The sequence below is a fragment of the Bacillus sp. AFS041924 genome, from assembly GCF_002577195.1.
GTDB lineage: Bacteria > Bacillota > Bacilli > Bacillales > Bacillaceae_G > Gottfriedia.
Map to the genome: position 1 here is coordinate 42,932 of NZ_NULG01000018.1, position 25,887 is coordinate 68,818.

The 25,887-nt window shown below is 32.7% G+C and carries 14 protein-coding genes and 1 tRNA gene; 14 read left to right on the forward strand and 1 reads right to left on the reverse strand.

What is annotated here, in order from left to right; genetic code table 11:
* Window positions 1-99 precede the first annotated feature (99 nt).
* The 12 genes from COC46_RS06560 to COC46_RS06615 all read left to right on the forward strand — a co-directional run bounded on the left by COC46_RS06560 (window position 100) and on the right by COC46_RS06615 (window position 15,215).
* On the forward strand, window positions 100-726 hold the full coding sequence (locus tag COC46_RS06560; protein ID WP_098808945.1) for a recombinase family protein: 627 nt from the start codon (window positions 100-102) through the stop codon (window positions 724-726).
* 403 nt (window positions 727-1,129) lie between these two features.
* The gene (locus tag COC46_RS06565; protein ID WP_098808946.1) at window positions 1,130-2,638 is read left to right on the forward strand and encodes an SIR2 family protein; all 1,509 of its coding nucleotides are present in this window, start codon (window positions 1,130-1,132) and stop codon (window positions 2,636-2,638) included.
* 229 nt (window positions 2,639-2,867) lie between these two features.
* Window positions 2,868-2,940, forward strand: a tRNA-Val gene (locus COC46_RS06570).
* A gap of 367 nt (window positions 2,941-3,307) precedes the next feature.
* On the forward strand, window positions 3,308-3,880 hold the full coding sequence (locus tag COC46_RS06575; protein ID WP_098808947.1) for a TetR/AcrR family transcriptional regulator: 573 nt from the start codon (window positions 3,308-3,310) through the stop codon (window positions 3,878-3,880).
* A gap of 77 nt (window positions 3,881-3,957) precedes the next feature.
* A complete protein-coding gene (locus tag COC46_RS06580) occupies window positions 3,958-6,336 on the forward strand; it encodes a YhgE/Pip domain-containing protein (protein ID WP_255294835.1) in 2,379 nt (792 codons plus the stop codon).
* Window positions 6,337-7,216: 880 nt separating this feature from the next.
* Window positions 7,217-8,089 carry a carbohydrate ABC transporter permease gene (locus tag COC46_RS06585; protein ID WP_098808949.1) on the forward strand — a complete coding sequence of 291 codons (873 nt, stop codon included), beginning with the start codon at window positions 7,217-7,219 and terminating at the stop codon, window positions 8,087-8,089.
* 18 nt (window positions 8,090-8,107) lie between these two features.
* Complete coding sequence (locus COC46_RS06590) at window positions 8,108-9,007, forward strand: carbohydrate ABC transporter permease (protein ID WP_098808950.1); 900 nt, start codon at window positions 8,108-8,110, stop codon at window positions 9,005-9,007.
* Window positions 9,008-9,089: 82 nt separating this feature from the next.
* Complete coding sequence (locus tag COC46_RS06595) at window positions 9,090-9,770, forward strand: response regulator transcription factor (RefSeq protein ID WP_098808951.1); 681 nt, start codon at window positions 9,090-9,092, stop codon at window positions 9,768-9,770.
* Window positions 9,767-11,587 carry a sensor histidine kinase gene (locus COC46_RS06600; protein ID WP_098808952.1) on the forward strand — a complete coding sequence of 607 codons (1,821 nt, stop codon included), beginning with the start codon at window positions 9,767-9,769 and terminating at the stop codon, window positions 11,585-11,587. Before COC46_RS06595 ends, COC46_RS06600 begins: the two co-directional genes overlap by 4 nt.
* Window positions 11,588-11,808: 221 nt before the next feature.
* Window positions 11,809-13,227, forward strand: a complete 1,419-nt coding sequence (locus COC46_RS06605; protein ID WP_098808953.1) for an ABC transporter substrate-binding protein — start codon at window positions 11,809-11,811, stop codon at window positions 13,225-13,227.
* 217 nt (window positions 13,228-13,444) lie between these two features.
* Window positions 13,445-14,392 carry a polysaccharide deacetylase family protein gene (locus COC46_RS06610; protein WP_255294836.1) on the forward strand — a complete coding sequence of 316 codons (948 nt, stop codon included), beginning with the start codon at window positions 13,445-13,447 and terminating at the stop codon, window positions 14,390-14,392.
* Between the two features lie 109 nt (window positions 14,393-14,501).
* Window positions 14,502-15,215, forward strand: a complete 714-nt coding sequence (locus COC46_RS06615) for an N-acetylmuramoyl-L-alanine amidase family protein (RefSeq protein WP_098808954.1) — start codon at window positions 14,502-14,504, stop codon at window positions 15,213-15,215.
* A gap of 520 nt (window positions 15,216-15,735) precedes the next feature.
* Here COC46_RS06615 and COC46_RS06620 read toward each other — a convergent pair.
* Window positions 15,736-16,047: a LysR family transcriptional regulator gene (locus tag COC46_RS06620; RefSeq protein ID WP_098808955.1), complete on the reverse strand. Its 312-nt coding sequence runs from the start codon at window positions 16,045-16,047 to the stop codon at window positions 15,736-15,738.
* A 1,454-nt stretch (window positions 16,048-17,501) separates the two neighbouring features.
* Here COC46_RS06620 and COC46_RS23005 point away from each other — a divergent pair.
* Entirely contained in the window at window positions 17,502-22,925 is a 5,424-nt protein-coding gene (locus tag COC46_RS23005; protein WP_176545079.1) for a S8 family serine peptidase, read from the forward strand.
* A gap of 889 nt (window positions 22,926-23,814) precedes the next feature.
* On the forward strand, window positions 23,815-25,887 hold a 2,073-nt coding region (locus COC46_RS06630), incomplete at its 3' end, for a S8 family serine peptidase (RefSeq protein ID WP_304362827.1).

The window sequence follows — 25,887 nt, forward strand, 5'->3', positions numbered from 1 at the left end:
TTTATTCGAGTTTTTATAAACGTTTGTAAATGCGTATATACCTTTGTAAACTATTCGGTTATAATTGGATTAAGTTAACTAAGAGGGACTGAAAAATGAATGAGTAAAAAAACTTTTGCATACATAAGAGTGTCAAGTAAAGAACAAAATTTGGAAAGACAACTTAAAGAAATTCATGAAATTGGAGTAGATGAAAGAGATATCTTTATCGATAAAGAGAGTGGAAAGGATTTTAATAGACCAGCATACCAATCACTAAAACACCAATTACGTGAGGGAGATTTATTATATATCAAGTCAATTGACAGGTTTGGTAGGAACTCTAAAGAGATGAGGAAAGAGTGGGAAGAAATCACTCAGGACATTAAGGCAGATATAAAAGTTTTGGATATGCCTTTGCTAGATACAACTCAGCACAAAGACATGTTAGGAACATTTGTCAGTGAATTAGTTCTACAAGTATTATCATTTGTTGCTGAAAGAGAAAGAGAAAACATAAGACAACGACAGTCAGAAGGGATTGCAGTAGCAAAAGCTAATGGAAAACACTTAGGTAGACCAAAATTAGGTTTAAGTACTCTTAATAAAGATCAAAAAAACAAATTAGAGAGTAATTATTCCAAATGGAAGAGGAAAGAAATAAGTGGAGTTGAATTTATGAACTTGCTAGAGTTAAAAAAGAACTCTTTTTATAAAGTAATAAACGAGTACGAACAAGTTTTGTAGGCACTTTTTGGGAATAATTACTTTAGTAGGGGGGGCTTATGACCAAATATCAGTAAATATTTACATTGGTAGAACAGAGCAGTCCCTTCCATGCACTCTTAACTAAAATTAAATATTAATTGATGCTATAAAACACTTACTAATGTAAAGTAAGTGTTTTATTATGTTTGAGAAAGTACTTATAGTAAAGAGAATCAAATTAGATCTAATATGAATTTTAGTTTAGTTATTAAAGACTTTAATTAGAGTTATTTATGATGATATTATAATATTAAGGAAAAAATTTCTATTAAAGTTAATATAAGGAAGAAATAACAGTTTGATAGAGAGATTATTATAACAAGAGATTTAATATTTGCATGTTCACCTTAATTGTTGGAAATCAGTGGTGGGAGGTTAAGTTATGAAAATTAATGAATTTATTAGTGAATTTAATAATCATCCTGTGTTATTTATTGGTACAGGTATGAGTCTTAGATATTTAAAAAATTCATATACTTGGGATGGATTACTTTCTTATATATCTAAAGAACTTAAAGGAAGTGATGAATTTTATCTTGATTTAAAATATAAGTATCAAAATAATGGAGAATATGACTATCCAAAAATCGCAACGGATTTAGAGGCCGAATTTGATATAATATTGCAAAGAGATCGTGATGGGAAATTTAAGGATATAAATGATAAATTTTATGAAAACATTAAAAACGATATTAATATTAGTAGATTTAAATTGTACATAACAGAATTACTTAATGAGTATTCGCTAAAAGAAGATAAGTTAGTAGAAATTAACGAATTAAAGAAAGTGAGAAAAAATATTGGATCAATAATTACTACTAATTATGATTCTTTTATAGAAGAAGTTTTTGAATTTAAACCACTCGTAGGAAATGAGATTTTGTTAAGTAACCCATATGGTTCAGCTTATAAAATCCATGGTTGTGTTAAAGAGGCAGAAAAGATCATAATTACAGAAAAAGACTATCAAAAATTTAATGAGAAATATGAATTAATAAGAGCACAATTACTTTCGTTATTTATTCATAGCCCTATTATATTTTTAGGATATAATTTAGGCGATAAAAATATAAAAAGTATTCTTAAAACAATTTTTACTTATATTGATACATCAACGGATATAGCAGAACAAATAAGAAGAAATTTTTTGTTAGTAGAATATGAAGAGGGTACTAATAATTTAGAAGTAGTTGAACATGATATTGATATTGAAGGTATGGCTACAATTAGAATCAATAAGATTAAGACTGACAATTTTATCGAAATTTATAAGCATTTAGGTGAATTAAGTTTGCCAGTTTCAGCAATGGACATTAGAAAAGTTCAGAATGTAGTAAAAGAAATATATGCTGGTGGAAATATTAAGGTTAGTATTACAGAAGATATAGATAGTTTAAAGAATGGGGAAAAAGTATTGGCTATTGGATCGTTAAAGACGATAAAATATGAGTACCACACTGCTGAAGAAATGATGAATAATTATTTTAGAATTATAGCAGAATCTAACCATCAACTATTGAAATTAGTTGAAAAGCATAGAATACAACGTGGACAATTTTTTCCGATATTTGGATTTATGAAAGTACAGCCTGAAATATCAAATTTAGAATTGCTAAAAAGTATTCAATTAGAAAAAATAAAAACTTTAGAAAGTCTAACTGATTTTGCAGTAAGTCATACTAATATTAAGAGCATACTTGAAGATGAAAATATCTCACGTACTCGTAAAGTTACTGCCATAGTAAAAGGTGTCTTAAATGATAGGATTTCTTTAGAAGACTTAGAAATATACCTGAGAGAATATCCAATTAAGAGAGAAACTGATTATAAAAAATTACTTTGTGTATATGACTATAAAAAATATGCAGAAGTAGAGGCAACTATTGGTTAATAATTTTTGAAAAGAGTGAATGCTTTGTTCACTCTTTTGTTTATAAAGAAACATAGATTAGGATGTTTAGAGATTATCTAATAGAATTGATCCAATGGTGAAAAACATTTCTTGAACTACTTGACTGAGTCTGTTGACCACTTTACAATTACAAATATAAAGATAAGAAGGTTAGTGGTCTGCAAGTCTTTTAACTTTTAAATTTCTTGAAAAACTTAAATTTACATTCGATTCCATAGCTCAGCTGGGAGAGCACTACCTTGACAGGGTAGGGGTCGCTGGTTCAAGTCCAGTTGGGATCATACAAATGAGAAGGCTCAAACCTAAGTGTATCAAGGGTTTGGGCTTTTTTTTGCTTCATTTGAATGTGAGTAAATACCAGGAGTGTTTGAACTCTTGAATGACTTAATCTTTCACAAACAATTTTAGGATTCTCACCCATTTGCATTAATATTGTCACATGATTGTGGTATTTTCATGCGCAATGGTGCAAATAGTATTAGCATGTAGCAGTAAAATCAACTAATCACTTTCTAAAATAACAAAAAAGTAAAAAAAGCTTATTTTTATAAATCAAAGTTGAAAAGATAAAAATGGTATGTTAAATTAAGAATATGAAAATTGACTAAAATACATTTTTGGTCAATTAGTCAAAGGGGGTGTAATACGTTGAGTACAAGTAAAAAGAAAGGTATTTTAGAGGCAGCGACAAGATCTTTTGGAACATTTGGTTATAAAGCTACAACAATGAGTCAAATTGCAAAGCAAGCAAATGTTGGAAAAGGAACGATCTACACATTTTTCAAAAATAAAGAAGAATTATTTGATGAAATCATCGATAATCTAATTTTAGATATGAAAAGTGTAGCGGAAAATGCCATTTGTGATTCTGATTCTTTTATTACCCAAGTTCATAAAGGAATCGAAACAATTACGGAATTTCAAAAAGAACATGATTTAACGATTAAACTTCTTCAAGAACAACGCGAAATTGGAACAATTGAGGTCCATGACGCAATTAAGAGAATTAACAATGTGATTATTCAATATCTTAAGCGTAAGATTGAAGAAGCGAATAATCGAAATGAAATCGTTCAATGTGATGCAGAAATCACTGCTGTAGTCTTATACAGGTTGTATACAACACTAACAATTGAATGGAGCAGAGATCACGAGCCTCTGGATAAGCAACGTATTACCGAACTATTTAATTTCTATATTTTAAATGGATTGTCAAAATGATAATCCATTTTTAAATAAATAAAATTGACCATTTGAACAATATGGTCAATTGTTCAATTCAAGAAGGAGAGAGAGACGTGTTTTCACAATTTGGAAAAGAATTAAGTCATATTGTACGAAACAAAAAGCTTATAATTCCAGTGATTGCAGTATTGTTAGTGCCATTATTGTATAGTGGAATGTTTTTATGGGCTTTTTGGAATCCGTACGGAAGTTTAAAGAAATTACCAGTAGCAGTTGTAAATTTAGATAAAGGAACAACAGTTGATGGAAAGTCTTTAAACATAGGAAAAGATTTTGTTAAGAATCTTAAAACAGATCACAATTTCAAATGGAAGTTTGTTAGCAATGAAAAGGCTTTGAAAGGTTTGAAAAATCAAGAATATTATATGGCAGTTCGTATTCCTGAAAACTTTTCAAAAAACGCTGCTTCTGTTTCTGAAAAAAATCCAAAACATTTAACAATGGAATATATTCCAAATGAAGGATTCAATTTTCTATCAGCACAAATCGGAAATTCTGCATCTGAAAAAGTAAAAGAAAAAATTTCTAATACAATTACTCGAAACTATGTAGAAACGATTTACGATAGTATTGGCGAATTAACTGGTGGAATTGCTCAAGCAAGTGATGGGTCATCAAAATTAGATAAAGGTGTTGGAACTGCTAAGGATGGTTCTGAGAAACTTTCAAATGGACTTAAACTATTAGCAGGTAAATCAGTTGAATTAAAAGAAGGTGTTAGTAAATTAAATGATGGTTCTCAAAAAGAGAAAAATGGTTTAGTAGCATACACAAATGGTGTAGGACAATTATCTCAAGGGATTAACCAACTTCATAATGGTGTAGGACCTCTTTCAAAAGGTGTAAGTGACTTAAATGCTGGAGCGTCTAAGTTAAATACTGGTATGAATTCTCTGTCAAATGGTTTAGATCAATTATATTCAGCAAACGGTCAACTACTTGACGGCTCAAAACAAGTGTTAGGCGGGTTAAATGAATTAAACGGAAATCTTCCTCAATTAAAAGCCGGTACTCAACAATTAGCAGATGGGGCAAATTCATTATCAACTAATTTAACTACATGGCAAAATAAGGCGAATGAGGCGAAAATAGGAGCTAGCCAAGTAGCTGACGGGCTATCTCAATTACAGAAAGAAATAGCACCATTATTATCCTCATTACCTAAGGAACAACAAGATGCTTATAATGCAAAAATCGAAGCGTTAGTTTCAGGTAGTAAGCAGGTTGCAAGTGGAGTAGGTGATTTATCATCTGCAGCAGGGCAACTAGGCCAAGGTGGTAAGCAAGTAGCAGCAGGAGCGACTACTTTAAATGAAAAAAGTAATGAACTTGAAGCAGGTGTAGGTAAATTAACTGCTGGTCAAACAAAATTGACAAATGGATTAACTCAATTTGGTGAAAAACTCGGAGAAGCAAATAATGGTGGAAAACAGCTTGCTACAGGAACTCAAGCATTAGCAAGTGGAACAAATAAACTGTCGGAAAACTCACCAACATTACTGGCTGGTATTAATCAATTAAATGATGGAGCAAATAAATTAAGTAGTAATTCACCAAAATTAGTAGATGGTATGATTCAAATTGCAGGTGGAATAGGTCAAATAAGCGACAATACACCAGCGTTAGAAAATGGTGTGAATCAACTGGCGGATGGATCAAATCAACTGAACAGCGGATTAGGAAAAATTAAGGATGGATCACATGAGTTATCAACAAAATTAGGTGATGCGAAAGAGGAAACAAAAGATGTTGGTGTAAATAATAAACAATTAGATATGTATTCAAATCCAGTTAAATTGAAAAAAGAAAGTATGAATGAAGTTCCTAACTATGGAACAGGTTTCACACCATACTTCCTTTCAATGGGATTATATGTAGGTGGTCTATTGATGTCGGTTGTTTACCCAATGAGAGCTGCTGCATCACGTCCTAAAAATGCTTTTGCTTGGTTTATCGGAAAAACAGGTATTTTAATTGTGGTAGGAATCATACAATCAGTTGTTGCAAGTGTTGCTTTAATAGGTATATTAGGTCTAGAAGTTAAATCTTTACCTTACTATTTATTAATTAGTCTTGTTTCAAGTTTCGCGTTTTTAGCATTAATTCAATTTTTAGTAACTGTTTTTGGAGAACCAGGAAGATTCCTTGCTATTATTGCGTTAATTTTACAGCTAACAACAAGCGCTGGTACATTCCCATTGGAACTAGTTCCGAAATTCTTACAACACTTTAATGCGATTTTACCAATGACATATACTGTTCAAGCATTTAAGGTAGTTATTTCCACTGGAGACTATAGCTTAATGTGGCATAATGTAATGATCTTATTAGGCTTTATTGTCTTATTTAGTGTATTATCTTTAGCATATTTTGCGGTAGCTTTTAAAAAGCAATACGGAAGTGGAATGGATCAAAATACTGTAGAAGCATAATTAATCAAGCGACATGTAGCATTTGCTATGTGTCGTATTTTACGTAGTTGAGGTAAACATTGTTCTATGGCAACAATGTTTACGATTGCTGGATAATAAACGTTTTTCTTCTAGTGGTAAATAATTTTTTCAGTCAATATATCTTGGCATAAAATAGTGAATCCTGAATGAATTATCATTTGTTTAACGTATATATAAATTAAACAATCAGTTTCCTATTACACCAATCACCCTACCTCATGAAAAAAACTTTTCGATTGCACATAAATTGCACTGACATATTAGAAACAATAGAATTAATAGATTTATGATGAATAAAATTTCATCGACTGTTTGATTTACTGGACTCTATTGACCTAAAATATTCATAAATACTGAATTATAATCGTACTCTGTAATTGAAAGGGTAGGGGTCGCTGGTTGGCTTCCAGTTGGGATCATACCTAAACCTCTTGTATATCAAGAGGTTTTTTGTTTTATAACAGAATTTTATTGTTGGCGAAACAGTTTTATGGGGCAGAATTGGGGCAGAAAAACTTTATTGATTTAAAAATTAGTATATTTTCTTATTCAACTAAATGTCAGTTGAATAAGAAAGGAAAAAAATTCATTTGAAAATCTATGGATTTTTAAATGAAAAAGATAAGAAATCCTTTTGTAATGAAGATTTCATCCTATTCGTTGAATTTGAAAAAGAAAATTGGAATTTAAATTAAAGTTTAAAAAGCTAACTAATCTGTTAGCTTTTTATTTGTGTTTTATTTTTAAAATAATCATTTTCCGCTAAATCTTTATTTAATCTTTATCTCATCTTCATCTCATTAGGTTACACTTCTTTCGAAAAAGAATTAATTACTCAATTATAGAAAGAAGTGAGTGCATGAAAATTCGTAATCAATTAAATAACGACGGTAGGGTTGTAGCATTTTTCTTATTACCGAGTTTGATTGGTTTTTCCCTTTTTTATTTAATCCCATTTGTAATGGGTACGATCTATTCATTTAAAGATGGTGCGGTTGGGGGTTCATATGTTGGTCTTTTCAATTATAAAGAACTATTAGCAAGTGCTTCATTTTTAAAGGCAGCATCAAACACCTTTTGGTTTACGACGATTAATGTCCCGCTTGTGATCGGCATTTCTTTACTTCTAGCACTTTGCTTGCATCAAAGTGTACTGTTTAAAAATGTTATTATTAGTTCATTCATCTTACCAATTGTTGTACCAGTCGCATCGATTGTTATGCTATGGCAAATATTATTTGATTGGAACGGTACATTTAATTCATGGTTGGTGAATTTAGGGTTTGCGCAAATCGATTGGATGAAATCAGATTGGTCGATCGCTGTTGTATCAGTTGTTTATTTATGGAAAAACATTGGTTACAACATGATCATATTCTTGGCAGGTCTTCAAAATATACCAAAAGATTACTATGAGATAGCCGACATAGAAGGTGCAGGTCGTTTCTTTAAATTTAGACAGATTACGTTAGTTTACTTAACGCCAACAATGTTTTTTGTACTTTTAATGAGCATTATTAACTCCTTCAAAGTATTCCGTGAAACTTATCTAATCGCCGGAGACTATCCTTTTGATCGAATTTATATGATTCAGCACTATATGAACAATATGTTTGCTTCATTAAATGTTCAGAAACTAACCGCTGCTGCCTCATTAATGGTCATTTGTATTTTAATTTTAGTGTTTGTTTTCTTCGTAATTGAACGTCGTTATCGAAAGTTTATGAGTTAGAAATGAGAGGTGAAGAGGATGAGAAGAAATACTTTAATTCGTAAATGGATATTAACCTTTTTCTTATTGTGTATAGCAGCAATGATGGTTTTTCCAATAGTTTTTACATTATCAAATTCTTTTATGACAGAGAAAGAAATTAGCCAAAGCTATCCATCAGATAGTGAACTTCAACAAGATAACATTGCACAAAAAGTGTCTTTCGTCCATTTGGACTTGATACCTGAAAAGTTCTCGTTTGAACAATATAAAGGATTCTTTGACAAGAAACAATCATTCATTGACAAAGAACAATCAAATATGAAATTTTATGGGAATTCAGTATTAATGGTATTCCCAATCATACTAGGGCAACTGATTGTTGCGTCACTTGCGGCATATGTTTTCGGAAAGCTAAAGTTTAAAGGAAGAGATCCGCTATTTTTGGTGTATATGGTTACCATGTTGATGCCTTTTCAAGTAACACTTGTTCCGAATTATATTATTGCGGATAAGTTAGGGCTTTTAAATAGCTTTGGCGCGATTATCTTTCCTGGCGTTTTTGGTGCATTTGGCGTATTTATGCTCAGACAATTCGTCATGACGATTCCTTATTCAATTGTCGAAGCTGCAAAAATAGATGGGGCAGGTCACTTTAAAATCTTTATAAAGATCATATTACCGTTAATTCGCCCAGGACTTGCAGCGCTAGTCGTTTTATTATTCGCAGATTATTGGAACATGGTTGAACAACCGCTTATTTTTCTAGATGATCCATCAAAATTTCCATTGTCTCTTTATTTATCTCAAATTATAGAAGAAACAAGAGGGATCAGTTTTGCTGCATCCATTCTTTATATGGCACCAATGTTGTTGATTTTTGTATTCACAAAAAAATATTTAATCAAAGGAATTCAGTTATCAGGAGCAAAGGATTAATGGGTACATCACTAATTAATAAAATTCCATGTTGGATAAAATAAAGGTATGGGAGAGCATAGAAAGCGAGCGTGGATAGATCATGCCATACAAAATCTTAATCGTTGAAGATGAAACGATTTTACGTGAAATAGTGAAAGATTATTTAGAAAATGAAGGTCATGAAGTAATTGAGGCCATCGATGGAGTACAAGCATTGGAATTGTTTCAAGAACAAAATTTTCATCTCATTATTCTTGATATTATGTTACCGAAAGTTGATGGGTGGGCGGTTTGTAGAAGAATCAGGAAGACTTCAAATGTTCCAATCATCATGTTAACTGCACGGGTGGATGAAGATGATACACTTCTAGGTTTTGAGTTAGGTGCGGATGACTATGTTACAAAGCCTTATAGTCCACCAATTTTGCTTGCAAGAGTCAAACGGTTACTTGAGAGTAGATATAAAATGAATGAGCAGTCTAAACTTACCTTAACAAGAAATGGTATTTCAGTAGAGTTTGCTACACGGAAAGTCAAAATTGATGGAAATGCTATCAATTTAACCCATACTGAATTTGAAATATTAACTTATTTAATGCAAAACCAGGGGATCGTAATTACAAGGGAACAACTCGTGCAAAAGGTTTGGGGCTATGACTACAATGGTGATGATCGAACAATTAATACACATATCCGTAATTTACGGACGAAATTAGGCAGTAAATCAAAACTGATTTCAACGATTATTCGAACAGGTTATAAGTTTGAGGAAACCGTATGAAATTCGGGATTGTCTTAAAACTGTTTTTATTAACAACAACATTATGTTTGCTAATCACAGGTTCCATTTATATTGGTCAAACAATTTTTTTTAAACAATATTATGCAAATCGAAAAGTAAATGAGCTTAAATCAAGTATCAAAGCATTTGAGAAAAAATATCTAAAAAGCAATGGTAATATTCAAACAATCCAGCAATTAGAGCAAGACTTTTATCGTAATAAAAATACATGGATAACAACATTAGATCAAAATGGGGATATAAAATCATCTAATGATTATTATGCGGAAATTAAGATAGAAGAAAATAAAGTAAATTCAAAACAAGTATTAAAGATACCACTGTATCATTTATTAAAAACCGAAGATGTTTTAAAAAATCCTAATACTATTTCAAAAGGTGATTCTGTTGATCTTTTTACGGTTGAAAAAAATAATAGAATTATACCATTTTACCTATATTCGTTACAGAATAATTCATATTGGGTAAATCATTTTATTATGACTAATCTTGATAAGGAGTTTCAACCAGATAATAAAAAGTATAGTCTGGAAGAGAAAATAGATTTAGCACAAAAATTTAATACTAATTTTCGAATAAAACGATTAAAAGGAATTGTTCAAGATGTACAAATTCCTAATCGAAATGATGTTTCAAGCATTATATATAGTAATAATTTATTTATGGATCGTCTCAATGAATTTCAAACGAGCTTATTGTTTGATGAACAAACTAAGTACGAAACGTTCAAGACACTTGATTATGAACAAAATGGAATTAAGTATAAATTGTTTATTGATCCAATTGAAGAAGATGGTGAAATAAATTATATTTATGCAATGGCTTCTTTACAACCGGTAGATGAAGCAGTTCAAATGGTAAAAGATTATTTTGTTTATATTATTGCATTTGTTTTACTTCTTACAATTCTGGCGTCCATTTATTATTCAATCAAAATTGCGAGACCATTATTAAGAATTAACTATACAACTAGGAAAATTGCACACTTAGATTTTTCAGAACGAATCGAATATCGTTCCAAAGATGAGATTGGTGATTTATCTCAGAATATTAATTTGCTTTCAAATACACTACATTCACATATTACTCAACTACAACAAGATATTGAGAAAGAAAAACAATTAGAAAATACTAGGAAAGAATTCATTTCAGGTGTTTCACATGAACTTAAGACACCTTTAAGTATAATGAAAAGCTGCATTTCGATCCTGAAAGACGGTGTTGCTAGTCATAAGAAGGATTACTATTTTGAAGCGATGGAAAAAGAAGTCGACAAGATGGATCTATTAATTGTCGATATGCTTGAACTTGCAAAGTACGAGTCTGGAACGTATAAAATGCAAATGGAGCCATTTTTTATTGATAAAGTAATTGATCAGACTTGTAGTCAATTATCGGTAGAAATTCAGAAAAAGGAATTGACCATTCATAAAGATTTAACTTCAATCGAAGTTTTAGCAAACCAACATCGAATTGAGCAAGTCATCACGAACTATATGACAAATGCAATCCGTTATACCCCTATTCATCAACATATCTATGTTTCAACGATTATAGAAGATGAACTAGTGAAAGTGTGCGTCGAAAATAAAGGATCCCATATTCCAAATGACCAATTAGATAAGGTCTGGGAACGTTTCTATCGTGGTGATACATCCCGACACCGTTCAGAAGGAAGTACTGGGTTAGGACTTGCCATTACAAAAAATATATTAGATCTACATGACGCGCAGTACGGGGTCATGAATACATCGGATGGCGTATTATTTTACTTTTGCTTAAATAAAAATAAGTGAAAATGCGTTTGGAAAATTTGAAAATACTAGTATTTTTTTGGATCGCTCTAGTCAAAAGGGCGATTTTTTGTTCAAGCTGACGTTCCTAGAATTAACCAACCAACCATCATTATGTTAAAATTTTTATCAATCTTTTAATAAACTTCATTTCATCTTCATTTCATCTTTATTTGAGGAGGGTATTCTTATTTTAAGTTAATAAGAGAAAGGGAGATGAATAAATGAAAAGAATATTGTCTTTAATGATGAGCTTATTCGTACTATTTAGTCTTGTCGCTTGTAGTAGTGGGAAAACACCAAGCGATAAAAACAATAACTCAGAACAAAATCATGCCAATAATAGTAATAATAATGCTAATAGAGAAGATCTGTCGTTAAAACTAAGCAAGGATGTGAAAAAAACAATCACCATCTCAGTCTTAGGGAAACATCCAGACTTTGTATTGGCTGCGAAGGAATACGAAAAAAAACATCCAAATATTACAATCGAACTGAAAAGCTTTGCATCTGGCGGTGGCGGGATATCTCTTCTTCAACTTGAGAAATACGTGGCACAGACGACAACAGAAGTGCTATCTGGAAAAGGCGCGGATTTATTCATCTTAAACGATCAAAGTTTGCCAATCGATCGATACATAGATAAAAACGCCTTTGTTGACCTCAATCATTACATTGAAAAAGATACGTCATTTGATAAAAGTCAATATTACATGAACATTCTTGATCATTCTAAAATAAATGGTGGACTGTACCTTATGCCCACGCGTTTTTCATTAGGTGCTTTAATTGCAAATCAAGAAGCGATTTCAAAAACAGGCATCCAAATAGATGACCAACAGAACTGGACTTGGGATCGTTTTACAGAAATAAGCCAACAGCTAAAAACAAAAGGAACACTGGATACTGTGATGGAAGTTACACCTGAAGGTATCTTAAATCCACTTGTTTTCTCGGATGAAAACTACGATAAACTAGTTGATATAGAGAAAAAGGAAGCCCAATTTGATTCTCCATTATTTATTGATTTACTCAAAAAAGTAAAAAAAATGTATGACGATGATGTTTTATCGGATTATCAGCTCGGTGTGCAGAAAACTACGTACTTTACAAGTTCACCAATCTATTCTGCAAACGATTTTGCGATGCGTTCTGCTATTTACTATCAGAATGGTGCGACCATTTACGATTTTCCGCATTCTTCTAAAAACGAGTCTGGCGTTACCTTTACTGGATATGATCGCTATGCGATGAATACAAATTCCACTGTCAAAATGGAAGCATGGGATTACTTAAAATTTTTACTTTCTTATGAGATTCAAACTCAATCAGTAAGCGGCATGTTCCCTGTGAATATCGCAGCAAATGAGAAGGAATTTACCGATGTAATAGAAGGGAAAGTGGAAAATGGTGATGGAGGAAAGGTCGGCAAAGGCGGAAAAGGTGGAGTTGTAACAGTTTCAGAAGCATCACTTGAACCGTTGAAACAAATGATTTCAGAAGCAAATACACAAGTACGATGGAATGAAAAAATCAGAATAATTATAGAGGAAGAATCAAAAAGCTTTTTTAAGGGTCAAAAATCTTCGGAAAGTGTAGCGATGATTATACAGAACAGAGTAACGACTTATTTAAACGAGTAAAAAGATAAAGAAATTTCTAGGAGACCATTAAAGCGGTCTCTTTTTTATATCCAAAATCTTTAAGTTTATAGAAACGGCAACAGGCGGAATTTTGGTCTTTTTTTCATTTATTATCAATCTTCATTGTTCCTTCATCTCATCTTCATCTCATCTTTACTTGGAACCCTTATCTTGATTGTAAAGATGTTCAAGGAGTGGAGAGTACGGTGAAAAAGAGATGAAAGCACATAAAAGAATGAAAAAAAAGGTGATAAAAAAAGCGATTGTAAGTCTATGTATGACCTTATTAGCATTTTCACTCATTTACTCTTTCAATGGTAAATTGAAAGAATTTGCTGTTGAAAATGTAGCAAAAAGTGCCGAAAGTGATCAGGAACAAATAAAGAACTTCAAAAAGAGTGTCAAACATAACACAGAAGGTAATGCAAACAAAATAAGTGATATGAAGCCAGCAAATGAAAAACTAGATAGGCGAAAAGAAAGTAGTCAAATCGATCATGTTCAAAAGAAGCAAGAAAAAAATGTAAACCAAACAAATGACAAACAACAAAGTACCCAACTTCAGAAAGTCGTCTATCTAACTTTCGATGATGGACCGAGTGAGCTGACTAATCAATTTCTTGATGTATTCAAGACGGAAAAAATTCACGCGACTTTCTTTATGACTGGAAAAAACATGAATGAGTATCAAGAAGAAGTCAAAAGGGCTGTAAACGAAGGAAATTATATAGGCGCACACAGTATGACTCATAACTATCATCGACTGTACAAACAAGGCCAATTTGTGCAAGAGATGAAACAAACTTTATCAATTATTAACATCTTGACCAGTGAAAACACCAGCTTGGTTCGTGCGCCTTATGGCTCTAGACCGGGTTTAAGTTTAAAACTTCGTAATGATTCAGTTAATGCAGGATTGAAAATATGGGATTGGACAGTGGATACAAATGATTGGAAGAACACTGCTAACCCCTCAAAAATTGTAAATGAAGTAAAAAGACAAACAACAAAAAATAGAGAAGTCATTCTATTACATGAAAAGCAAGTCACTTTGGATGCACTTCCTGAAATCATTAGCTATTTAAGGGCAAAAGGATATGCATTTAAGGTATATAACCCAAATGAACACTTTGCATTAAACTTTTGGAATGATCGACGTCTTTGAAATATTAATCTTCATTTCAACTTTATCTAAAGTTGATTTTGTCTTACTAGCAACTATTAGACTATTAAATAACTGAAAGATAAGTATAAAAACCAAGGGGGAAAATTCTATGGATCGAAAGAAAAAAAAGAAGATTAGAAACTTCTTTTTTATTATCATTTCAATTTTGATAGTATTTCTTATCTTTAAACATAAAGATAATGGACTAATAAAAAATGAAGAAAATACAGCTCAAGCATCAACTGAAAATAGAAATAAAGTAAATGCTTCTTCTAAAAAGATATTAACTGGTAAAACAATTGTCATTGATGCAGGTCATGGTGGAGAAGACATAGGTGCAAGTGGACAAAATGGAACGATCGAAAAAGATGTAACATTAGCAATGGTCAAAAATATTCAAAATGAGTTAGAGAAACGAACTGGGGCTAAGGTAATCTTAACCCGTAACGATGACGTGAGAGTATCACTTGCTGATCGAGTGAAAATTGCTGAAGAAAACAATGCAGATTTATTTGTTAGTATTCATTTTGATGCCTTTTTTACCAATGAAGTTGAAGGGATAACAAGTTATTATAATAAAAAATCAGACGAGCCATTAGCAGCATTAATTCATGAACATATTTTTAATAATGGGCTGGATGCACGAGATCGTGGCGTAAGTTTAGGTGACTATTATGTATTAAGAGAAAACCCACGACCAGCAATCTTACTTGAACTTGGATACATTTCAAATTCAACTGATGAAACACGAATGACATCAGAAGAATTTCAAACAAATACAACAAATTCAATAGTTGATGGGTTGATCGAATATTTAAAATAATTATTAAAAACACAATAATATTAAATTCTGGAGACAAAATAAAATGTGTTTCTGAGATGATACAAACTAGATAATGTTAAATAACTAACTGATGCTTATATACAGTATCAACTCTAAAAAGATTGATAGAATGCACCTTTTATCTTTGTTTACTTGAAAGCATTGATAAGTGGTTAAGGACTTGACTTGGAGCCTCTGTGGGCATGATTAGTCTTTAAAGGCTGAAGCAGATATTTCAGTTGGCGTACAAGCCTATCCATACCCACCTCTCCAAATAAAGTCCTATCGTTTTTTACGTTAATAACTATGTCATTCAGCCCAAAACGTTTTTTCGATTTTTCAAAATGTAGGAACGTAATTTAAATCGTAATTTCTATTTTTACTAAGATCTTCTGGCACTTAGCTTAATCTATGCAGATGTTCATGAAATTATATTTTTCCATGTACTTATCTATTATTTTGTTTTCAAAGAGTTAAAGTATTTGTGAAATTCTATGGTTTTTTCTTAAATTTCAAATTTTTAAGGAGAAGGGCAGTCATACATATTATTATAATAGTAATAAGATTTTTTATTAAATGATTTAACTTTTTCTTCTAGCTTCTGAAATTCAATTAATAACTCATTGGCCGATGAAATAAACTGCATTCCTGCAACTGAAGGTATAACATTAGAATTTCCGTGATGCTCAAATAGTTTAATTCCTAATTCATTTTCTAAACCAGTTATCGACTGTCTAATGACAGATTCGCTAACAAAATTCTTTTGAGCTGCAATCAAAAAAGAGCCACTGTTTGCAACTTCAGAGAAATATTTTAATTCAACTATTTTCATATAATCCTCCAATAATATGCCTTTAACAAAAGTACTTTCTAAACTCCATGTTCCTTTCCATTTGACTGAGCAATCTATTATGAAGTTCACTTGCTCAATCAATTACCAAGAAATAAACTAAGTAATTAAGAATATAGTTAATTACTAAACTTATTAATTTAATTGTACATAAGCTTGTATTTTCTGTATATTGGGGGAATTTTTTGTTAGTTCATGTGTATTGCTGAGAGAAAATCTATAAAAATACCACTTTTTTACCGAAAAATGTAATCAAATGTAAAGTTTTCCCATAGCGTTGTGAAAATACGAACTAAATTGAAAAAGATTTAGAAAAAAACTTGGGGGAATTACTTCTATTACGAAACGGAATGGTTGTCTATTTGACAGCGCTAAGTCCAGCTGTACGTCTATATAGCCCAACTAGATAGTTTTTGTTAAACAAAAATGGACTGCTTATCGACAGTCCTTTTTTTTGCGTAATGAAGTTAAGGGATATAAATGGGATTCCTTATTCAACTACCATGGGAGTACGATATAAAATTCGATTCACTGTTGTGAATTTAAGAATTCATGGTTGGCTAATGCATGCGTGTGTGGCCGAGCCTAGGTCGTATCATATAGCGTGTGGGATTCCCGTCGAGAAAGAACTAGCCATTCACTCGTATAGAGTCTTGAAGGATTAAAGGTAACTTTAATCTTTAAGCGTAGAAAGTTTGGTTGATGGCCGAAAGCCAAATAGTTGAAGGGGTAGCGCTTTGAAATGTTAGTAAATCGGTAGGGTTGATGCTTCTGAGCCTATTCTATTAAATCTACCTATTATAATCATTTATTAAACTCGGTAAAAAGTTATTAACTACTGATCCTATTAATCCAAAACAAATAGAGTTTCTTATATATTACTTCCAATTTCATTTATTTTAAACCCACATTCAATAAGCCCAATAGAGGGTTTTTCTTTTTTATTTTGACTAAGGTTTGCCATTCGTAACTATGAGTTTATGTTAAATCTCAAAACCGTTTTTTTTAGAAATTTTTGTTATTTATATCAATTTTTTTAAGAATTTACATTATTTCCCATTATTTTATTATAAATTTCTAACATTCCCCCAAATTCAATCTTAATTTTTTTGTTTACTTTTTCATTTTTCTATTATTTTTCTATAGATTCATACAGAATTGATATAATTCATAAGAAAAAACAAGCGGAAGTTGTCGTTTTGTGTCGTAAATATTCGAGCGGAAAATGAGGTATTCTCCCAAAGTAATGAGACATTCCCCCAAACACGAGGATTGTCAAATAAAGTAGAATTATTTTAACGTTTAAATATTGTGAATATTAATAATTTTTTTAACGTTAACTGTTTAAAATCCTATGTTCAGAAAAAGCAAATGACGAATATTTTCTGATTTTTTACGAAGATAAAATTCGTCAATTGATAAGGGGGAGAATTGAATTGAGGAAAAATAAGTTTTCAAAGACTCTAGCAAAGACAACTTTGGCTACATTATTAATGACTTCTGTCGTTCCTTTTAATGTATTAGCTGATAGCAAGGGTCAAGGAACTATTCAAGGAATTAATCCAAGTAAGGCCCAAACAAGGAACTATAGTTTTACACCTGAGCAATTACAAGCAATGAGTAAAATTAGAACTGAGAGTGAAGTGGAAATTTCACCACAAATCAACGTTAACAGTCCTGAGCAAGTTCGTGTAATTGTACAATTTAAACAAGCTCCAGCTGAAGTAGCAGTCATTCAGCAGCAAATAGCTGGAAACGAGATCTCGTTGAAAGATGCTACCAATAAGGTAAATAATACACATAAAAAGTTTAAAGAGTTTGTTCAAAGGATGGGGCAAAAAAAAGAAGGAGTTAATGCCACCACTCAGTTTAATGCTTCTTCTGAATCTGCGGTTCAGATTACTCATGAATATAAACAGGCTTTTAACGGAGTAGCGATGACACTCCCAGGAACAGATGTGGAGAAACTATTAGATTCTAGTTTAGTAAGCCAAATTTTTGCAGATCATGTTGTAAAAATTGATCCAGTCAAGTCAGAAAATTCCAAAACGAATAATAAAGCAGGTAATGGACAATTAGCAACAACTGCTTCTTCAGAGAAGCTAAGTGTACCTGAGCAAAATACATCTACAAAAGAGTTGAGAGAGAACTATATTCCTCTTCCAGGTATTGATGATTTGCATAAAGATCATATTACGGGTAAGGGAATTAAGGTCGGGGTTATCGATACAGGTATTGATTACAACCATCCAGATTTAACGAATGTATATAAAGGATATCGTAAAAAAGATGGTGAAGATGAAAAAACAATTGATCCGACAGCTGTAAAAGGTTGGGATTTTGTCGATAATGATGCTGATCCAATGGAAACGAATTATGAGGATTGGGTAAATGCTGGAAAACCGACTGATCCAAGTGGTTCATATTATACGTATCATGGTACACACGTATCAGGGACCATTGCAGGTCAAGGGGAAAATAATGTTGATAATCCAGCTATAGGAGTAGCTCCTGATGTTGATTTATATAGTTACCGTGTGTTAGGTCCATGGGGTAGTGGATCTTCAAGCGACATTATTGCAGGAATCGATAAAGCGGTACAAGATGGAATGGACGTTATTAACTTATCATTGGGTGTTGCCGTAAATGACCCGTTAATGCCAGAATCAATTGCTATTAATAATGCTACACTTGCTGGTGTGGCTTGTACAGTATCAGCGGGTAACGCAGGACCTAGTGAGAAAACGTTAGGTTCTCCAGGAACAGCAGCATTTGCTATTACAGTAGGAGCAAGTGACTTCCCGATGGCCATCCCTACAGCATCGGCGACCGTTGGCAGTGAAACGTTCAACAATATGAAGCTGTTAGGTAAAGGTTTTCATGATCATTTAGACACGTTAGAAAACAAATCATATCCGATTGTCTATGTTGGTTTAGGTGGAGAGGACGATTTTAAAGATGCGAATGGTCAAGCAATTGACTTAACAGGAAAAGTAGCCTTAATTCAGCGTGGAACATTTGCGTTTACCGAAAAGGTAATCAATGCTAAAAAAGCTGGAGCAGTTGCTGTAATTGTATATAACAATGTCGAAGGGGAAATAGACCAGTATTTAGCTAATGAAGTTGATTTCATCCCTGCTTTCCGTTTAACGAAAAAGGATGGAGAGCGATTAAAAGCAGCATCAGAAACATCTTCAATTACTTTTAGTAATATTGGTTCTGTTGTGACAGAAGGAAATCATCTCGCGGGCTTCAGCTCAAGAGGACCTGCTACGAAGAACTATGACATAAAACCTGATGTCGTAGCACCTGGTGTATCTGTCTATTCTACTTATCCGGAATTCGTTCATAGTCCAGAAGCCGGAATCGACTATTCGTCAGCATACGCACGTATTTCTGGTACTTCAATGGCATCGCCTCATGTAGCGGGTATTGCTGCTCTTATTTTACAAGCACATCCAGAATATACTCCGTTTGATGTAAAATCGGCGTTAATGAATACATCAGATAAATTATCAGACGACTATTCTGTATATGAAGTAGGGGCAGGATTAGTTGATGTAAAAGAAGCTGTTCATACAAAAGTGTCTGTTAAGGTGATGGACAAGACTCAAAATAGAGATGAAAACGGTAATGTAGTAACGATTGACGAAGAAACAGGATCGATTGCTTATGGTACGGTTTATAAAAAAGAAAACAATTCGAATGAGGATACTCGTAATATCGTTATTAAAAATAAAGGTACGGAACAAAAATCTTTTGATATTAGTTATGAATATTCGAAGGCTAAAAGCGGTGTTCTAGATGCAGTGACCAATAAAGTAGATATAACGACATCTGCTCAGTCGATTACTGTTGAACCGGGACAATCGGTAGATTTAACAGCGAAGATTCGTGTACCAGGAAACGCAAAAACAGGCAGATACGAAGGGTATGTGAATATTGTCAATCATTCAAATCCGCAAGAAAGCTATCGTGTACCGTTTGCTGTTCGTGCTGTAGATAAAGGGATTGATAGTTTTGAAATGGAACTACCAGCTATCAGCAACAAGGTATTTGATCCAGCCCATCCATTTGAGGCAGGTCCTTTTCGAGCTTTGAAATTCAAATTAAATAGCCCGATGGAAAATGTTCGAGCGATTATCTATAACAAAGAAGGTCGTGCACTTGGAAGCACAAGTCCAAGTTTGATCAATGCGACTACGGCACCAATAGACGAAGATCTATTTTTAAACATGAGTGGTTATTACTATCCATTTGTCGGAGAATCAAATGAGGAGAAAACAGCGGATCTTTTTACAAGAGCTGAATTACCAGAAGGCCAATATACACTTAAGTTTAGAGCAGTAGATGCAGAAGGTAAATCATACGAGAAATCGCAATTGTTTGTTATTGACAATACATTACCTAAGCTTACCTTTAAAGATAAAGCTCCAGGTAAAGTGTACGAATTAAAAGATTCAGACTTTACACAAGAAACACTTAATGGAAATGCTCATAACGCATTTTGGATTCATGCCAATTTATACGATAAAGGGACAAATCTATTAGCACCACTTGGTATTACACAGTCTTCGAACACACTTTGGTATTATCAAAATCAAAACGTATACCCTGATGGAGATTTTCCTGTTGAAGCGAACGGAGACGTGAAATTTGGAATTGAGAAGGAAGATATCGAGAACGGACCTGCAACCATTATGTTATTCCCAATGGATATGGCGACAAACGCCAGATTATTAAATGATTTTTATCCTTATGCCTTTGTTAAAGAAGGTACGCCTTATGTCGTTCCAAGTTATGATAAAGATAAAGTGTATTTAAACGATACGTTAACAATGACTTTAAGTTTGAACAATGTTGAGAAATTTATGTCAGGTACGTATGATCTTGCTTTTTATAATCATTTTGAATTTTTAGATGTAAAAGTAAATAAAGAGTTCCAACAATATGCAAAAGCTAACGGATTAACTGTAAATGTAGACGAACCTGTTGTAAAGACGCACCCAGTTTATGATTGGTCTAAAAAAAGTGTTAACGTAGGAGCACATATAAGCGGAAATGGATTCCAAGGATATAGCGGCGACAGCCCGTTTCTTGATGTAACATTTAAGCTAGTAGACGATCATTACTATATTCTTTCAGATAAAATGAACGTAGAAGATAATATGACAGACTTCAATTATACGAAGTTTGGAGAGTCCGAACCAACAAAAATGACTCTGTTCAGCTATATCGATGGTTACGATATTATTCCGAAGCATTCATATGTAGATTCATATATGCACCTTGAACCTTTCATGGGTCAATGGGATAAAGACTTTACGAAAGTAGGAGCAAAAGTATACGCGCAAAGTTCTACTGGAGAGAAATACCCAGGAACAGTTGATCCAAATGGTTATTTCAATGTGAAGGATATTCCCGTATCAAAAGATCCGTACGATATTGTAGTAGAAGCTCCTGGACATCTAAAGAGCATCCAAAGGGTGAATCTAGACAATGAAACCACTTGGGGCGAGAAGATTGGATCATATTTATGGGCTGGTGGTACTCAGCCTGAAGCTGCTGCGGGTGATGTGAATGGTGATGGCGTGATTGATGTGCTAGACGTAAAGCAAGTAGCAAAAAAATATGGTCAGCAAAACAATGAGAATTTTAATATTGAAGATTTAAACCAAGATGGCATTGTCAATGCAACAGATATGAATTTTGTTGTGAAGAATTACTTAAAATCAAACCCAGACGCTACGATTACTCCAAAAGAAGTAGTGGACGGTAAGTACATTACAGATTTCTTAAATGTATTGGGAATTTCAAGTACTGTTAAAACGTTGAAAAATACGTCAATTACGAATCAATCAGCGGCACTTAGCTGGTTAGCTGCTGTCGATGCTACGGAAGTCAAAATTGAGCAATCAAGTGATAATGGTGCCACATGGAGTACCGCGAAAACAGGACAACCAGTTACAGTAGACTCTAACAATACAGTAGTGATTGGATTGTCAGCTAATACTACCTACCAGTTTAGAGTGAATGTAACAGGCGGTTTGAACGAAGGTACTTCAAACGTTGTTAATGTAAAAACATCAACAAATGTAACTTTACCTAAGACGCCAAGTATTAATGTAATTGATGACAATGACACAAAAATTTCTGGAACTGCAGATCCAAATACAACAATTATTGTAAAATACAATGGCAAAGCAATTGCAACAGGTTTAACTAGTTCTTCTGGAACATTTAGTATCAAAATTAAGCAGCAAAAAGCAGGTACAGTATTATCTGTTACTGCTACTGATAAATCAGGTAATGTAAGCGCTGCTTCGACAATTAAAGTTATAGATAAAACAGCTCCTAAGGCACCATCTATCAATGCAATTGATAACAACGATACGAAGATTTCTGGAAACTCAGAGGCAAGTGCAAAAATTGTTGTAAAAAACAATGGTAAAACGATTGCAACAGGTATAGCTAACAATTCAGGAGTATATAGTATAAAGATTAAACAGCAAAAAGCAGGTACAGTATTATCTATTACTGCTACTGATAAATCAGGTAACGTAAGCGCTGCTTCGACTATCAAAGTTTTAGATAAAACAGCACCTAATACACCAAAGATTACTAGCTTTATCGTTAAAAATAGAAATCAAATTCAAATTACTGGTACTGCTGAAGCTAATTCTACAATTGTTGTAAAAATTGGTACGAAAGTAGTTACAAAGGTTAAAGTTTCAAGCAGAGGAACGTTTACAGTAAAATTATCAAAAGTAGGTAAAGGAAAAAATAAAATCTTTTTATATGCAGTTGATAAAGCAGGAAATAAAAGTAAAGTGGTTAATCGTACTGTTACCATTAAATAACGGTTATTTCTACGACCGGTTGATTTACTAGACTTAATTGAACTAAAATATTCATAAATACTGAATTATAATTGTACTCTGTAATTGACAGGGTAGGTGCCGCTGGTTAGCTTCCAGATCAGATCACACAAATTATAAGGCTCAAACCTAAGTGTAACGAGGGTTTGAGTTTTTTTTGCTTTTTTAGTTTTTGTACTGAATTTTATATTGATTAAAGTTTAAATCATTAATTCTTTATTAACTACAATTAAGAATAAACCAAAAATTACGCTTTAATATTAAAATTATTCATTAGTTTTTTCATATTTAAATAATCCATTTTATTAAATACTGCGAATATTTCATAGGTCTTAATGACTGTTTACCCCAATCTCTAGCAACCTAATTTACTTATTTTAATAAAATACTTAAAGAGTTTCTCACATAAACCTATTTTATTCATCAAATTTCGCTATTTGATAATGAGAAAAATGTCTATTTTTGTACCAAAGTGATAAATAATTCCCCCAATTTACAGTGAATGTATGTACAAATACAATATGAATTAAGTTCCCGTTCTAATTCGATAGAATATTAGATTGTCTTGTTGAAAATTTTTAAATGGGAAATTGAAATTTGAAAGGGGAGATTTTTTAACAAAACATAAGGTAGTAGAAATTATGGGTTACATATTATTGTTTAATGAAAGTCTTAGATCTTTAATATTTAGTAACGTTATTTTTGTAGTCAAGATTTAAAAAGAAAAGTAGTCTCAATTTGACTAGCTAAATGGGTCTGTCTCTCTTGCTATATACTTCAACTAAATTTAGAAATAATCCATCAATTTAATCCTCTAATTTTCTTGTAAAGACTACCCGCAATCATTTAATAGTTTGAAAGGGTGGAGAGTTTGAAAAAAAGAAAAGTATTTCCTTACAAGGTAATTTCTACAGTTGGTCTATCGGTATTACTAATTTCATCAACTGTATTAGCTGAAGGGGTTAGTAATAATTCATCAAATGAAAAAGTAACTCGTAATATAAGCGATTACATAAAAAAAGGATTATTATCTGAACAGAGTGAAAATCGATCAGGTGACAAAAATCATGCTGGAGATAAAAACTTATACGATTTAGACAAAGAACAAATTAAAAAGTTTAAACCCGACGAGAAAGTAAGAATCATAGTTGAGGTTGATAGTCCAGTAGATGCATCAGCCATGTCTGAAAAAACGAAAGAAAAAGAGTTTAAGATAAAGCAAGATAAAGTCATTAATAATCTTAATAAAACAAAAAAGAAGATCCATATTAAACATCGTTTCTATACAGGTTTCAACGGATTTAGTACTGAAACAGAATATAAAAATGTGAATGAAATCAAATCGATTCAAGGTGTAAAAAATATTCATATTGCTAAAGTGTTCCAACCTTCTATGGCTGCAAGTAAAGAATTAGTACAAGCTCAAAAAGTTTGGGAATCATATGGATACCAAGGAGAGGGATTAGTAGTTGGAGTAATCGACTCAGGTATTGACTGGACACATAAGGATTTGACGATAACTGACAAAGGAAAACAACAAGAAAAGTGGACAAAAGAAAAGATTCAAGGGAAATTTGCAGAAACAAATGTGAATGAAATTTGGTATAGCGACAAAGTTCCAACTGGATATGATTGGGCGGATGATGACACAGATGTTATTCCTGGCGAATATGGCAATCCACATGGTACACACGTATCAGGAACTATCGGTGCAAATGGTGATGAAACGATTGACGGAGTAAAAGGGATTGCACCAGGCGTACAATTGTTAGCAGAAAAAGTATTTTCGGATTATGGTGGCGGAGCATATGAGGATGACCTTATTGCAGGAATCCAACACGCAGTAACAATGGGTGCAGATGTTATTAATATGAGCTTAGGAAGTGATTCAGGGTGGGTTGGCGAAGAGGATGATCCAGTCCAAAAGGCGATTCGTCAAGCAACTGAACAGGGTACGTTGGTAGTTGTTGCAGGAGGAAATGCCGCTTATAGTACAAAAAATTATCTATTAGAAAGATCTTTACAACCATTTGCTGAGAACCCAGATATCGGAACAGTAGGGTCACCTAGTGTCAGTCCTTTTGCTTTATCTGTGGCATCTTATGAGAATTCAAAAATGCATATGGATTCTATGAAATCAACTACAGGTGAAATTTTTCCATATAAAAATCAAGCTGATAAGAAGCTTATTGACGTTTTAGAAAAAGGGAAAAATTACGAATTTGTTTACGTTGGTGAAGGAAGAGCTGCTGATTACGTAGGAAAAGACGTAAAAGGGAAAATCGTTGTAACAAAGCCAATTCCATCAATAGGCTATAGAGGGAATGTTACTTTCCAAGATGAAGCAGAAAGAAAAGGGGCAGTTGCACTGATTCAAGTACCACCGGCAGATTTGCCAGACTATCCTAATGTCGACTTTTCACCGTATTTTTTAACTTCAGTTACTACTTCTAAAGCTATTGGTGATGATTTAATTTCTAAATTATCTAAAGGGCAAAAAATAAGTATGCAACTCTCAAGTGGAGTATATGTCGATAATCAAGATAAAAACAAAATGTCTTCATTCTCGTCTTATGGTGCACCATATACTTTAGATTTTAAACCTGAAATTACTGCTCCTGGCGGAAATATTTATTCAACAGTACCGGGAAATCAATATGATGTTTATAGTGGTACATCAATGGCAACACCACATGTAGCAGGAGGAGCAGCACTTTTATTACAGTCATTATATAATAAAGGGTTAAGCCATTCTGAGGAAACTGTACTAAAATCAAAAATTGCTTTAATGAATACTTCGAATATTATTATGGATTCTAACACGAATAATACATTACCATATTCTCCACGAATTCAAGGATCTGGTTTAATGCAAATTCAAAATGCAATTACGACCCCGGCTATTATTACACGAAAAGGGACACCACTTGAACAAGCTGGAGCT

Excerpts from the sequence above, each read along its gene's own strand:
- COC46_RS06560 (WP_098808945.1), top strand. The coding sequence starts at position 100 with ATGAGTAAAAAAACTTTTGCATACATAAGAGTGTCAAGTAAAGAACAA.
- COC46_RS06565 (WP_098808946.1), top strand. The coding sequence starts at position 1,130 with ATGAAAATTAATGAATTTATTAGTGAATTTAATAATCATCCTGTGTTA.
- COC46_RS06585 (WP_098808949.1), top strand. The coding sequence starts at position 7,217 with ATGAAAATTCGTAATCAATTAAATAACGACGGTAGGGTTGTAGCATTT.
- COC46_RS06590 (WP_098808950.1), top strand. The coding sequence starts at position 8,108 with ATGAGAAGAAATACTTTAATTCGTAAATGGATATTAACCTTTTTCTTA.
- COC46_RS06595 (WP_098808951.1), top strand. The coding sequence starts at position 9,090 with ATGCCATACAAAATCTTAATCGTTGAAGATGAAACGATTTTACGTGAA.
- COC46_RS06600 (WP_098808952.1), top strand. The coding sequence starts at position 9,767 with ATGAAATTCGGGATTGTCTTAAAACTGTTTTTATTAACAACAACATTA.
- COC46_RS06605 (WP_098808953.1), top strand. The coding sequence starts at position 11,809 with ATGAAAAGAATATTGTCTTTAATGATGAGCTTATTCGTACTATTTAGT.
- COC46_RS06610 (WP_255294836.1), top strand. The coding sequence starts at position 13,445 with ATGAAAGCACATAAAAGAATGAAAAAAAAGGTGATAAAAAAAGCGATT.
- COC46_RS06615 (WP_098808954.1), top strand. The coding sequence starts at position 14,502 with ATGGATCGAAAGAAAAAAAAGAAGATTAGAAACTTCTTTTTTATTATC.
- COC46_RS06620 (WP_098808955.1), bottom strand. The coding sequence starts at position 16,047 with ATGAAAATAGTTGAATTAAAATATTTCTCTGAAGTTGCAAACAGTGGC.